12 protein-coding genes are annotated in these 13,791 nt (G+C 55.5%); 7 read left to right on the top strand and 5 right to left on the bottom strand.

Annotation, left to right across the window (positions count from 1 at the left end; all coding sequences use genetic code 11):
- Window positions 1-8: 8 nt before the first annotated feature.
- From IB214_RS21335 to IB214_RS21305, 7 genes are all read left to right on the top strand, one after another.
- Complete coding sequence (locus IB214_RS21335; protein WP_096758519.1) at window positions 9-653, top strand: DUF4310 family protein; 645 nt, start codon at window positions 9-11, stop codon at window positions 651-653.
- A gap of 113 nt (window positions 654-766) precedes the next feature.
- The gene (locus IB214_RS21330) at window positions 767-1,900 is read left to right on the top strand and encodes an amidohydrolase/deacetylase family metallohydrolase (RefSeq protein ID WP_117342406.1); all 1,134 of its coding nucleotides are present in this window, start codon (window positions 767-769) and stop codon (window positions 1,898-1,900) included.
- Window positions 1,884-3,002: a DgaE family pyridoxal phosphate-dependent ammonia lyase gene (locus IB214_RS21325; protein ID WP_096758517.1), complete on the top strand. Its 1,119-nt coding sequence runs from the start codon at window positions 1,884-1,886 to the stop codon at window positions 3,000-3,002. Before IB214_RS21330 ends, IB214_RS21325 begins: the two co-directional genes overlap by 17 nt.
- Window positions 2,999-3,739, top strand: a complete 741-nt coding sequence (locus IB214_RS21320; protein ID WP_115259578.1) for a KDGP aldolase family protein — start codon at window positions 2,999-3,001, stop codon at window positions 3,737-3,739. The genes IB214_RS21325 and IB214_RS21320 overlap by 4 nt, the downstream gene beginning before the upstream one ends.
- 21 nt (window positions 3,740-3,760) lie before the next feature.
- Window positions 3,761-5,674, top strand: coding sequence for a BglG family transcription antiterminator (locus tag IB214_RS21315; protein ID WP_117342405.1), 1,914 nt, complete (start codon window positions 3,761-3,763; stop codon window positions 5,672-5,674).
- A 77-nt stretch (window positions 5,675-5,751) separates the two neighbouring features.
- Window positions 5,752-5,994 (top strand): type II toxin-antitoxin system RelB/DinJ family antitoxin, encoded by a 243-nt coding sequence (locus IB214_RS21310; RefSeq protein ID WP_115259576.1) that lies wholly within the window; start codon window positions 5,752-5,754, stop codon window positions 5,992-5,994.
- Entirely contained in the window at window positions 5,984-6,268 is a 285-nt protein-coding gene (locus tag IB214_RS21305) for a type II toxin-antitoxin system RelE/ParE family toxin (protein WP_117342404.1), read from the top strand. Before IB214_RS21310 ends, IB214_RS21305 begins: the two co-directional genes overlap by 11 nt.
- Before the next feature lie 3 nt (window positions 6,269-6,271).
- On the opposite strand, the gene nrdG is transcribed toward IB214_RS21305, so the two are convergent.
- The 5 genes from nrdG to treR all read right to left on the bottom strand — a co-directional run bounded on the left by nrdG (window position 6,272) and on the right by treR (window position 13,639).
- On the bottom strand, window positions 6,272-6,736 hold the full coding sequence (nrdG, locus tag IB214_RS21300; RefSeq protein ID WP_117342403.1) for an anaerobic ribonucleoside-triphosphate reductase-activating protein: 465 nt from the start codon (window positions 6,734-6,736) through the stop codon (window positions 6,272-6,274).
- Between the two features lie 120 nt (window positions 6,737-6,856).
- Window positions 6,857-8,995 carry an anaerobic ribonucleoside-triphosphate reductase gene (gene nrdD, locus IB214_RS21295; RefSeq protein WP_117342402.1) on the bottom strand — a complete coding sequence of 713 codons (2,139 nt, stop codon included), beginning with the start codon at window positions 8,993-8,995 and terminating at the stop codon, window positions 6,857-6,859.
- Window positions 8,996-9,413: 418 nt separating this feature from the next.
- A complete protein-coding gene (gene treC / locus IB214_RS21290; protein ID WP_117342401.1) occupies window positions 9,414-11,066 on the bottom strand; it encodes an alpha,alpha-phosphotrehalase in 1,653 nt (550 codons plus the stop codon).
- 49 nt (window positions 11,067-11,115) lie between these two features.
- The gene (treB, locus tag IB214_RS21285) at window positions 11,116-12,534 is read right to left on the bottom strand and encodes a PTS trehalose transporter subunit IIBC (RefSeq protein ID WP_161959012.1); all 1,419 of its coding nucleotides are present in this window, start codon (window positions 12,532-12,534) and stop codon (window positions 11,116-11,118) included.
- A 157-nt stretch (window positions 12,535-12,691) separates the two neighbouring features.
- Entirely contained in the window at window positions 12,692-13,639 is a 948-nt protein-coding gene (treR, locus tag IB214_RS21280; RefSeq protein WP_117342399.1) for a trehalose operon repressor TreR, read from the bottom strand.
- Window positions 13,640-13,791 lie beyond the last annotated feature (152 nt).

The following is a 13,791-nucleotide window of genomic DNA, read 5'->3' as shown; positions in this document are numbered from 1 at the left end:
AGGCCACAATGGAACAGAATAAAGGTTTTTGGTTCGCCGACTGGTCGTTCCCGATCTTCGTGGGCCTGCTCTCCTCCGGCGTCTTTGCCGGCACGCACATGTACTACCTGTATGGCATCGGTGCGTTTAACGAAGTGGCCTTTGTGGCAATGCTGAAAGCGGGAATGGACACCGGTTCTTACGGGGCGGTAGCGGCGTTTGGTGCGAGCTTCCTGTTTGCCCGCATTATTGAAGGTTCGCTGGTGGGTATCCTGGATATCGGCGGGGCCATCCAGACCGGCGTTGGTTTGGGCGTGCCGGCACTGCTGCTGGGGGCTGGTATTATTTTCCCGGTCGCTAACTTTGCTGCCTCGCTGGTCACCGGTTTGGTGATTGGCCTGGCAATTGGCTACATCATCATTCTGGCGCGTAAGTTCACCATCAATCAGAGCGATTCGACCTACGGGGCGGACGTGATGATGGGAGCCGGTAACGCCTCAGGTCGCTTCCTTGGACCGCTGATCATCCTCAGCGCGATGACGGCTTCCATCCCTATCGGCGTCGGTTCTCTGGCCGGGGCGCTGCTGTTTTACCTGTGGCAGAAACCGATCACCGGCGGTGCGATCCTTGGGGCCATGATCCTCGGTTCCATCTTCCCGATTGCGATTAGCTAATTGCCTGATGGCGCTGCGCTTATCAGGCCTACAGCATCGTACTCGTTGTAGGCCGGATAAGACATTTATGTCGCCATCCGGCAACCGATTTCCTCTTTCTACAGGAGAGTGTGATGTTTGATTTACTCCTGCGCCATGCGCGTCTGGTAGACGATACGGTAAGCGATATTGCGGTCAAGGACGGCAAAATTGCGGCGCTGGGCGAGATAACCGATCCGGCGGTGAAAACCGTCGATTTACGCGGTGAGTGCTACGTCAGCGCCGGGTGGATTGATTCTCACGTCCACTGCTACCCGAAATCCCCGATTTATCATGACCAGCCTGACAGCATCGGGATTGCCACCGGCGTCACCACGGTGGTGGATGCCGGTAGCACCGGCGCTGATGATATTGATGATTTCTATACCTTAACCCGTGAAGCGACCACCGATGTTTATGCCTTGCTGAATATTTCCCGCGTGGGGCTGATTGCGCAAAACGAGCTGGCCAATATGGCTAATATCGATGCTGACGCGGTGAAGCAGGCGGTGCAACGTCACCCGGATTTTATTGTCGGCCTGAAGGCGCGGATGAGCAGCAGCGTGGTCGGTGAAAATGGCATTATCCCGCTGGACCACGCCAAAGCGATGCAAGCGCAGAATGGTGACCTGCCGCTAATGGTGCACATCGGTAACAACCCGCCGGATCTGGATGAGGTAGCCGAACGCCTGACAGCGGGCGACATTATTACCCACTGCTATAACGGCAAACCGAACCGCATTCTGACCCCGGAAGGCGAGCTGCGCGCCTCGGTGACGCGGGCGATTTCGCGCGGCGTGCGCCTCGATGTCGGACACGGTACCGCCAGTCTGAGCTTTGCGGTGGCGAAACGCGCCATCAGCTTAGGCATTTTGCCGCACACCATCAGCTCAGATATTTACTGCCGCAACCGCATCAGCGGCCCGGTGCATTCATTGGCCAACGTAATGTCGAAATTTCTCGCCATCGGTATGTCGCTCCCGCAGGTCATTGAGTGCGTGACCGCCAGTGCCGCCGACGGCCTGCGCCTGAAAAATAAAGGCCGACTTCAGGTCGGTCTGGATGCCGATCTCACCCTCTTTACGCTGAAGCGCCAGCCCGCCGTGCTGGTCGATGCCGAAAACGACAGCCTGCAGGCTGAACAACTGCTGGTACCGCTTGCTGCAATACGTGCAGGCAAGGGCTATATGACCGAACAAGGGAGCGTGGAACATGCCTTCGATTTTTGAGAAATACCATTTAAAACAGGTTATTAATACCTCTGGGCGCATGACTGCGCTTGGGGTCTCTACGCCGCGACCCGAAGTGGTACAGGCCGCGATGGCGGGGATGAATCAGTACTTCGAAATGAAAGATCTGGTCAATAAAACCGGAGACTACATCGCGAAGTTGCTCGAGGTGGAAGGCGCCACGGTGGTGTCCTGTGCCTCGGCGGGGATTGCCCTGTCAGTGGCGGCTGTGCTGGTAAAAGACAGCGACTGGCTGCTGGAAAACCTGCACGCCACACCAATCGACAACAACGAAATCGTGCTGCCTCGCGGCCATAACGTCAACTTTGGCGCACCGGTTGGCAGCATGGTGGCGCTTGGCGGTGGCAAGTTAGTCGAGGCCGGCTACGCCAATGAATGCTCGGCGGCGCAGCTGACAGCCGCCATCTCGCCGCGCACGGCGGCCATTCTGTATATCAAATCGCACCACTGCGTACAAAAAAGCATGCTCAGCGTAGAGCAGGCCGCCGTGGTCGCACGTACGCATAATCTGCCGCTGATTGTGGATGCAGCGGCGGAAGAAGATTTGCAGTGCTACTACCGTGTCGGTGCGGACCTGGTGATTTACAGCGGCGCCAAGGCGATCGAAGGGCCAACCAGCGGCCTGGTGATTGGTAAAACACAATATGTGGAGTGGGTGAAACGCCAGACGGCGGGCATTGGCCGGGCGATGAAGGTCGGCAAAGAGGGCATTCTCGGGCTGACCTGCGCCATCGAACTGTACCTCAGCGCGCAGAAAGAGAGCGGCGCGGAGATGGTCGAAAAAATGACGCCGTTTATTAATACGCTGAATACCTTCAATGGCGTCAGTGCGCGCGTGGTGTGGGACAGCGCTGGGCGCGACATTGCACGTACCGAAATTAAGTTTGACGAAGCGGTAACCGGGATCGCCACCGGCGAGCTGGTTGAGGCGCTTAAGCAGGGCGAGTATGCGATCTACTTCCGCGGCTACAAGGCCAACGAAGGCATTATTGAAGCGGACGTGCGCAGTGTAGACCGCGCGCAGCTGGAGATAGTGGCGCGTCGTATTGCGGACGTGACCGGGCAGGAGAAAAAAGCATGAAACTGACGCCTAACTTTTATCGCAATCGCGTCTGCCTGAACGTGCTGGCGGGGTCAAAAGAGAACGCCAGTGATATTTACGCGGCGGCCGAAGGCCATGTGCTGGTCGGCGTGTTGTCCAAAAATTACCCGAGCGTTGAAAGCGCGGTGGCGGATATGCGTGAATACGCGGCGCTTATCGACAATGCGCTGTCCGTTGGTCTCGGGGCGGGCGATCCGAACCAGTCGGCGATGGTCAGTGAAATTTCCCGTCAGGTGCAGCCGCAGCACGTCAATCAGGTGTTTACCGGCGTGGCGACCAGTCGGGCGCTGCTGGGGCAATCTCAAACGGTGGTCAACGGTCTGGTTTCGCCAACCGGTACGCCGGGTTGGGTGAAGATCTCCACCGGCCCGCTCAGCAGCCAGTCAGCAGATGGCGTGGTACCGGTGGCAACCGCCATTGCACTGCTGAAAGACATGGGCGGCAGCTCGATTAAATACTTTCCGATGGGTGGTCTGCAATGCCGCGACGAATATCAGGCGGTGGCTGAAGCCTGCGCCCGGCATGACTTCTGGCTGGAGCCTACGGGCGGTATCGACCTGGACAACTTTACTGAGATTCTGCAGATTGCCCTTGATGCCGGCGTGAGCAAAATCATTCCTCACATTTATAGTTCTATTATTGATAAGGTGAGCGGCAACACCCGGCCTGACGATGTGCGCCAGCTGTTGGCAATGACCCGGGCCTGCGTAGGTTAACTGACTAGTGAGGAAACTGACGTGCGATTCCCCAACCAACGTTTAGCACAGCTGTTTGGCATGCTGCAAAGCGAGGCGCTGCCGCAGGATGAGCTGGCGCAGCGGTTGTCGGTTTCCACACGCACGGTCAGGGCGGATATTACCGCGCTGAACGCGCTTCTCACCCCGTATGGCGCGCAGTTTGTCCTTAGCCGGGGCAACGGTTATCAGTTGAAAATTGACGATCCGGCACGCTACCAGACGTTACAAACGCAGCAGCCCGAGCGGTTGCTGCGCATTCCGCGTACCAGCCAGGAGCGGGTACACTGGCTGGTGGTTCGTTTTCTGACATCGGCTTTTTCGCTGAAACTGGAAGATTTAGCTGATGAATGGTTCATCAGCCGGGCGACGCTGCAAAACGACATGGCAGACGTGCGTGAGCACCTGCAACGCTATCGACTGACGCTGGAAACGCGCCCCCGACATGGGATGAAGCTGTTTGGCAGTGAGATGGCGATCCGCGCCTGTCTGACCGATCTTCTGTGGACGCTGGCGCAGCAGGACCCGGCCCATCCACTGGTGATGGAAGAGGCGCTCAATGCGGGCGTCCCGCAACAGCTGCAGCCGGTTTTACAGGATATTTTCACCCGCTTTCATATTCGCCTGACCGACGAAGGTGAACTCTTTCTGCGCTTATATTGTGCGGTGGCGGTACGCCGGATTAGCGAGGGCTATCCGCTGCCGGAATTTACCGCAGAAGAGGTGGAACATGAGGTGTGCCTGGCGACGCGGGAAATTGCTTCGGTCCTGCACCAACTGGCAGACAAACCACTCTCCGTGTTTGAGGAGAACTGGCTGAAGGTACATATCGCCGCCCGTCAGGTACAGGATATCGCCCCCAGCGCGATTAACGCCGATGATGACGAAGCGCTGGTCAATTACATCCTGCGTTTTATCAACACGCAGTACAATTACAACCTGATGAACGATCGGCAACTGCATGCCGATCTACTGACTCATATTAAGACCATGATCACCCGGGTACGCTACCAGATCATGATCCCCAATCCGCTGCTGGAAAATATTAAACAGCACTATCCGATGGCATGGGATATGACGCTGGCCGCCGTGTCGGGGTGGGGGAAATACACCCCGTATACCATTAGCGAAAATGAGATTGGCTTCCTCGTGCTGCACATTGGCGTTGGGCTGGAACGTAGTTACAACATCGGTTACCAGCGACAGCCTCGTGTGCTGTTGGTTTGTGACGCAGGAAACGCCATGGCGCGCATGATTGAAGCGGTGCTGGCGCGTAAATATCCGCAGATTGAGATTGTCGGCACCGTGACGCTGCGCGACTACGAACAACGGGACGCCATCAGCGAAGACTTCGTGATTTCTACCGCACGAATAAATGAAAAAGATAAGCCCGTGGTGATGATCGCCCCGTTCCCCACTGATTATCAGCTGGAGCAAATTGGTAAGCTGGTGCTGGTGGATCGCACCCGCCCGTGGATGCTGAACAAGTTCTTCGACGCCGCCCATTTTCGCATTATTGACGAACCGATGGATCAACAGACGCTGTTCAACACGTTATGCGGCCAGCTGCACGATGAAGGCTTTGTCGATGCGGAGTTTCTCGACTCCGTCGTTGAGCGCGAGGCCATCGTCAGCACCCTGCTGGGTGATAGCATTGCGCTGCCGCACTCCCTCGGTTTGCTGGCTAAAAAAACGGTGGTCTATACGGTGCTCGCCCCGCAGGGCATCGCCTGGGGAGACGAAACCGCCCACGTGATCTTCTTGCTGGCCATCAGTAAAAGCGAGTATGAAGAAGCGATGGCCATCTACGATATTTTCGTCACCTTCCTGCGTGAACGCGCTATGACGCGGCTCTGTGCGTGTCAGAATTTTACCGAGTTCAAAACGGTTGCCATGGAGTGCGTCAGTCGTTTTTGAGAGGTGTTATCCATAATTCGATGTAATGCGAATGTAATGCTAAACTGCATTACACATTCGATTCTACCGGAGGCATAATGGCCACGCTGAACGTCCGTCTGGATGACAAACTCAAAAATGAGGCTTATGCCGTGCTGGATAAACTGAACATTACTCCAACGGAAGCCGTGCGATTACTGTTCCAGTACGTCGCGGAAACGGGGCGCATGCCAGTGAAAACCGTCACTCTTAGCGATAGTGAAGATGCACTGATTCAGACAGTTCGGGAGAGGCTGTCTAGTCCGCAAAAGGGAATCAAGGTTAGTCTGGATGACTTATGAACTGGAATTCGACCCGAGGGCCTTAAAAGAGTGGCATAAGCTGGGCGATACAGTGAAGGCTCAGCTTAAGAAAAAGTTGGCTGATGTGCTATTGAACCCCAGAATTGACTCTGCCCGTTTAAACGGTCTTCCTGACTGCTATAAAATTAAGCTTAAATCGTCCGGCTATCGTCTGGTGTACCAGGTTCGGGATGAAGTTGTGATTGTGTTTGTTGTCGCGGTAGGCAAGCGACAACATTCAGCCGTCTATCACGATGCAAACAAACGGCTTTAGCGATCATCGCAAGTGATGTACCACCTGGTTGCTGCTGCCGCGCCAGATAAGCGCCGGGTCTTTCAGATCCTGCACAAATTTGCCGTCGACCAGCACGTTGATGAGATCCACCACCTGCATTTGCGCGGCGTTAAGTTCATCAAGCTTGTAGCCGGTCCACACCCAGATGTCTTTCCCAGGACACTCAGCGTGAATACGCTGTACCAGTTTCAGGATATCCGGCACGTTTTGCGGATGCAGCGGATCGCCGCCGGACAGCGAGATCCCCTGGCGAGGGATCCGCGTATCGTTGAGATCGGCAATGATCTTATCTTCCATCTCTTTGGTAAACGGCTCGCCGGAGTTCAGCCGCCAGGTGCTTTTGTTGTAGCAGCCTGGGCATTCATGCACGCATCCTGATACGAACAGCGTGCAGCGCGTGCCGGGACCGTTGACGATGTCGACGGGGTAATATTGATGGTATTGCATAGAGGATGTCCAGAAAGCATGTAGGCCGGATAAGGTGCTTGCACCGCATCCGGCAACATGGTGATGCCTGATGGCGACGCGATTGCGTCTTATCAGGCCTACGGCCTTTGCAAACGGAAATTAACCGATCTGCCCGTTACCTAAGTGCTTCACGCGGCGCTTCACTTCTTCCTGCTTACCGGCGTTAAACGGACGTGCGTCCGGGCTGCCTAAATAGCCGCAGACGCGACGGGTGACTGACACGCGAGCAGCGTCGTGGTTACCGCATTTCGGGCAGGTGAAGCCTTTGCTGGTGCATTCGAATTCACCGGTAAAGCCGCACTCGTAGCACTCATCGATCGGCGTGTTGGTTCCGTAATACGGCACGTGCTGATAGCTGTAATCCCAGACGTCTTCCAGCGCTTTCAGGTTGTGCTGAATGTTCGGGTACTCGCCGTAGCAAATGAAGCCGCCGTTCGCCAGCGGTGGATACGGTGCTTCGAAATCGATTTTGTCGTACGGGTTAACCTTTTTCTCCACGTCGAGGTGGAAGCTGTTGGTGTAGTAGCCCTTGTCGGTCACGCCCGGCACTACGCCAAACTCGGCGGTATCCAGACGGCAGAAGCGGTCGCACAGGTTTTCACTTGGCGTGCTGTACAGGCTGAAGCCATAGCCGGTTTCGTCTTTCCATTTATCGACGGCCTGACGCAGGCGTTCAACAATGGCGATGCCTTTGGCGCGAAGCTGCTCGCTGTCGTACATATGCTTCTCGCCAAACAGCGCGTTGATGGTCTCGTGAATACCGATATAGCCCAGAGAGATCGAGGCCCGGCCGTTTTTAAAGATTTCAGACACATCATCGTCGGCTTTCAGACGCACGCCGCAGGCACCTTCCATATACAGGATTGGCGCCACGCGCGCTTTTACGCCTTCCAGACGCGCGATGCGGGTCATCAGCGCTTTACGCGCCAGCACCAGGCGATCGTCCAGCAGTTTCCAGAAGGTGGCTTCATCACCGTGTGCTTCCAGTGCAATACGCGGCAGGTTGAGGCTAATCACGCCAAGGTTGTTACGCCCGTCGTGAACCTGTTCGCCGTTCTCGTTTTCCCATACGCCGAGGAAACTGCGACAGCCCATCGGGGTTTTGAACGAACCGGTCACTTTTACGACCTGATCGTAGTTCAGGATGTCCGGATACATACGCTTGCTTGCGCATTCCAGTGCCAGCTGTTTGATGTCGTAGTTCGGATCGCCAAACTTGTGGTTCAGACCGTCACGAATCGCGAACACCAGTTTCGGGAACACGGCGGTTTTACGATTTTTACCCAAACCGGCAATGCGGTTGCGCAGAATAGACTGCTGAATCAATCGTGATTCCCAGCTGGTCCCCAGGCCAAAGCCAAAGGTGACGAATGGAGTCTGGCCGTTGGCGGTATGCAGCGTGTTCACTTCATACTCGAGGGACTGGAATGCGTCGTAGCACTCTTTCTCGGTACGGGAATGCGCATAGCCATCGGCATCCGGGATCTGCCACTCTTCTGCGGTTTTACGGTGCTTGTTAAAGCTCTCGGTGACGAACGGCGCGAGAACTTCATCGATACGGTTAATGGTGGTGCCGCCGTAAATGTGGCTGGCAACCTGGGCGATAATCTGTGCGGTGACTGCGGTCGCCGTGGAGATGGATTTTGGCGGCTCAATCTCCGCGTTACCCATCTTAAAGCCCTGCGTCAGCATGCCTTTCAGGTCGATAAGCATACAGTTAAACATCGGGAAGAACGGCGAGTAATCGAGATCGTGGTAGTGAATATCACCGCGCTCGTGTGCCTGAACTACATCACGCGGCAACAGGTGCTGGCGCGCATAGTGTTTGGCGACGATACCGGCCAGCAGGTCGCGCTGGGTTGGGATCACTTTACTGTCTTTGTTGGCGTTTTCGTTCAGCAGCGCGGAGTTGGTTTGCTCAACCAGACCCCGAATTTCCTGGTTCAGGCGGCCACGTTTTTCACGCTGGATATCACGGTCGTGGCGATATTCGATGTACGCACGGGCGAGTTGTTTGTACGGGCCAGACATCAGCTGGTTTTCCACCGCTGTCTGGATCTCGTTGATATCGACCTGGCTGCGCTCATTCATCTGACTGCTAACGACTTCTGCGACGGTGGCACAGTAATCTGCGTCATCGACTCCCGCTGCTTTAGCTGCACGCAGAATGGCTTCTTTGATGCGCTCTGATTTAAACGGCACTTTACAGCCATCACGCTTCATCACATGCGGTGTCATGATCACTCCATATTTATAAGAACATTATAAGAACAGGTTATCCACAGAGGGTGGGAAGCACTCACTGGTTTATTCATCTCTCTGGTCAATGACTTCCCGTAATTCAGACCCCATTTATCCACATTTCCACCGCTACCGAGGGAAATGGCGTTGTAGCAATTGTAGTCGATTAATACAACATATTGGGTCGGCGTGCATTTTAAGTTCTATATGTAGTGATTTGCATCAAGGATGTTTGCGATTTTATTGATGTAGCTCAAAGTAAAAACCAGAGCGTACAGATGACGGGCAGTACAGCGATTGTAAATTGCCCGTAGAAAATTCTGATTAATTATTCAGCAAAAACAGACGGGTAAGTTGAGCGTATGCCGTGAAGCCCGGCAGCGCTATACGCGCCGGGCTTGATGCCAATTGCAAGCTATTTTTGCAGCCACCAGATAGCTTCAAAAGGACGTAGCGTCATCGCGCCGGGCTGGTGGGCGACCTCGTCATAGTTGTGCATCAACACCTGCCAGTTGTCGCGAGTGTGCGCCGGTTGCCAGGGCTGGAAGGCGTTGCTCAGATTAGCAACGACCAGCAGCCGTTGTCCCTGCCATTCGCGCTGATAGCACCAGACATGCGGACTGTCCGGCAACAGATCCTGATAATCGCCCCAGGTGAGAATCGGTTCTGTTTTGCGTAAGGCAATCAGCCTCTGATAGGTGTAAAACACCGAATCGGAATCCCTTAGCGCTGCAGCAACGTTGATCTCCGCCGCGTTGTCGCACAGGTTGATCCACGGCTCCCCTTGGGTAAAGCCCGCGTGCTTGCTTCCGTCCCACTGCATCGGCGTGCGGCTGTTATCGCGGGATTTACTGGCGAGGATCGCCAACAGCTCGTCGGCATCACGCCCGCTAGCATTCATCTCGGCAAACATGTTATGGCTTTCGACGTCGCGATAATCGGTAATCTGGCGAAAATGTGGGTTGGTCATGCCAATTTCTTCGCCCTGATAGATATAAGGCGTGCCCTGCATCCCGTGCAGCACCATCGCCAGCATTTTGGCGGCCGGTACGCGATATTGTCCTTCATCGCCAAAGCGTGAAACGATGCGCGGCTGATCGTGATTACACCAGAACAGCGCGTTCCACGCGACGTTGTGCATCCCCTGCTGCCAGTGGCGGAACAGGGTTTTCAGCGCCACGTAATCCGGTTTGGCTAACGACCACTTTTCACCATTCGGGTAATCGACTTTCAGGTGGTGGAAGTTAAAGGTCATCGACAATTCGCTGCCGTCCAGTGCGGCGTATTGCTGGCAATGTTCGAGCGTGGTGGAGGACATTTCACCCACTGTCATCAGGCTGCGTGGGGTGAAGACATCGCGGTTCATCTCGCGTAAGAATTCATGCACGCGCGGACCATCGGTGTAAAAACGGCGGCCATCACCGTCAGGATCGCTCGGGAAGTCCTGATCCTTGGAGATCAGATTCACCACGTCGAGGCGCAGTCCGTCTACGCCGCGATCGGCCCAGAACTCACACACTTTTTTCAGCTCGGCGCGAACCGCCGGATTTTCCCAGTTCAGGTCGGCCTGTTCCGGGGCAAAGAGGTGTAGATAATACTGTTCGCTTGCGGCGTGCCAGTCCCAGGCGTTGCCGCCAAATTTGGAGCGCCAGTTGTTCGGGCAGGCCTCAGGCGTACCGTCACGCCAGATATAGAACTGACGATACGGACTGTCTTTATCCAGCGCTTCACGAAACCAGGCGTGCTGCGTCGATGTATGGTTAAACACCATATCAAGAATAATGCGTATGCCGCGCGCTTTTGCCTGCGCCACCAGTTCGTCGAAGTCATCTAGCGTGCCGTAGGCCGGGTCAACGGAGATATAATCTGCAACGTCGTAGCCGTTATCAACCTGTGGCGAAATGTAGAACGGCGTCAACCATATTGCATCAACGCCCAGCGTTTGCAGATAGTCGAGATGCTGCGTAACGCCGCGCAAATCGCCGGTGCCGCTGCCGGTGGTGTCCTGAAAACTCTTGGGGTAAATCTGATAGATAACGCCGTGTTGCCACCAGTGTGGAATAGTCATTGTGGTTTCCTGCAAATGCGGAGGGGTGCAATGGCACCCCAAAAAAGAGTCAGACAATTTGTAACGTGCCCTGACGGTATTTACGCTGGTAGACGAACGAGGTCAGCACCATCGGGATAACAATCGCGATGACCATCGCCAGGCCAAATACCTGCCAGTAAGTCGGCTGGATGGAGAGGATGCCAGGTATACCGCCGACGCCAATCCCGTTCGCCATCACGCCGTTCAGGCCGCACAGCAGACCGGCGAGGCCGGAACCGATCATTGCGCACAGCATCGGGAAGCGGTATTTCAGGTTGATGCCGTACATTGCCGGTTCGGTCACGCCGAGCCAGGCGGAGATAGCGGCAGGTACCGAGATTTCACGTTCGTTTTGCTTGCGGCTGGCGATGATAATCCCTATTACCGCCGAGCCCTGGGCGATATTTGACAGTGCAATCAGCGGCCACACCGGCGTACCGCCCATGCTTTGGATCATCTGCATATCGATGGCCAGCGTAGTTTGATGCACGCCGGTGATCACCAGCGGGGCGTACAGGAAGCCAAACAGCGCTGCGCCAATTGGGGCAAAGCTGCCGGTCATCAGATGACGCACGGCAAAGGCGACGCCATCACCAATCCAGCGACCAAACGGACCAATAAACGCGTGGGCGAGGAACACCGCGAGGATCAGCGAGCACACCGGGACGATCACCAGATACAGGTAATCAGGGACGAGGCGTTTCAGGCGCGTTTCAATCAATCCCAGCGCCAGACCTGCCAACAGAGCAGGAATAACCTGCGCCTGGTAGCCGACTTTTTCGATCGTAAACAGGCCGAAGTTCCACACTTCCGGCACCTGCTGGCCCAGCAAATACGCGTTCATCAGCTGCGGCGAAACCAGCGTGACGCCTAGCACGATGCCGAGGATCGGCGTGCCACCCATTTTCTTCACCGCTGACCAGCAGATGCCGACCGGCAGATAGAAAAAGATCGCTTCCCCGATCAACCACAGGAAGTCATAGAGGGTTTTCAGCGACGGGTACATCTGCGCCAGCGTCTGACCGTTGCTCATCGGCAGATCGCCGATCACATTGCGAAAACCTAAGATCAGGCCGCCGCTGATCAGCGCGGGCAGCAGGGGGAAGAAGATCTCCGCGAAGTGTGAGATCAGCTGCTCGTGCCATTTCATGTTCTGTCGCGCGGCTTTTTTCGCTTGCTCTTTGTCGGCACTGGCCTGTCCGGTGGTGGCCAGCAGCGCTTTGTAGTAGTCGCCCACCTCGGTGCCAATCACTACCTGAAACTGCCCGGCGTTGGTGAAGCAGCCTTTGACCATCGGCAGCTGCTCGATCTCTTTCGGTCTGGCATTCGCGGGCTGATTCAGCACAAAACGCAGGCGCGTGATGCAATGACTCACCGTGGCGATATTGTCGCGCCCGCCAACCAGCTCTACCAGCCGGTCGATGTCTGCTTGTTTTACTTTGCTCATGATGAAGTGTCTTCCCCGTAGGCCGGATAAGAGGCGTTAGCGTCGCCATCCGGCAACGTTCTTGTTGTTGGCGCCAGAGTATATCTTCGCTGGATATTTAAAAATGGGAACGTTCCCGAAACGCAGCGAAGATCACAAATTAGCGCTCAGAAAGCGATCAGGAAAGGGTGGCGGGAATGACGATCTGTCGGGGTTCGCTGCGGCCGTTGATCTGCTCGATCAACTGCAACGCCGCCTGTCGACCGGCTTCGGCGTAACCGGGATCGACGGTGACGATCTCCGGATGGAGGAATTTCATCAGCGGTGTGCTGCCCACGCTCGCCAGCTGCAGATGTTCAATGCGCTGCTCCTGCAAATATTTGCTGACCCCAAGAGCCAGAGTATCCGTGGCGCACACTAAGGCGGTGGTCTCTGGGGTAATGACATCGGCAGCGTGTTCGTAGCCCTGCTTCATGGCGAGACCCGGCAGGGCCGCAACAGGATGCAGTTGATGTTTTTTACAGAAGGCCAGGTAGGCGGCATGACGCCGTTGACCGGTGGTGACGTCGCTGTGGGGAACGCCAAGAAAACTAATATGGCGGTGTTGGCGATCGTATAAACGCTGCATCAGGGTATGGATTGCGCCTTCATCGTCATAACAGACCGAGGCAAAACCGTTAGCATCCCTTGCCAGCAGCACCAGGGAGTCCTGCCAGGAGGCGATCATCGCTTCGGTAATACCGGTAAAACCGAACAGCACCACGCCGTCAATGTTGCGGCGTCGGAGCATACCCAGGTGTTCTTCCACCAGCTCGGGTGAGAACTGGCTTTCCATCATAATCGGGTCGTAGCCCTGCTCATAGAAGGCGGGCAGCATGGTCTGCACGGCCAGATTCTCGGAAAGCGAATCCAGTCGCGTGACGATAATCGCCACCACTTTGTCACTTTGCCCACGCATGGCACGGGCAGAGCGGGAAGGGGAAAAACCGTGCTGATTCATCACCGCTTCAACGCGTTCGCGGGTGCGCTCACTGACGCCGCTTTCATTGTTGAGGACGCGGGAAACGGTTGATTTTCCCACACCGCTTAAGCGGGCGATGTCTTTAATGGTCAGCCGATTTTGCATCCTGTATTCCCGTGTCGCGTGTGAAGTTATGCCAAAAGAGAATAACTTTACTCATGCTCAGCGCAATGGGCAAAGTCTGGTATACGTTTGGTTTAGTTTCTGTGCTTTATCATACCGCCATAATTGCCACGAACCTTATAGATTTATCCCTA

Source organism: Citrobacter sp. C1, assembly GCF_014596895.2.
In the GTDB taxonomy this organism is placed as follows: Bacteria; Pseudomonadota; Gammaproteobacteria; order Enterobacterales; family Enterobacteriaceae; genus Citrobacter; species Citrobacter gillenii.
This window is presented reverse-complemented; position numbering and strand designations above follow the sequence as displayed.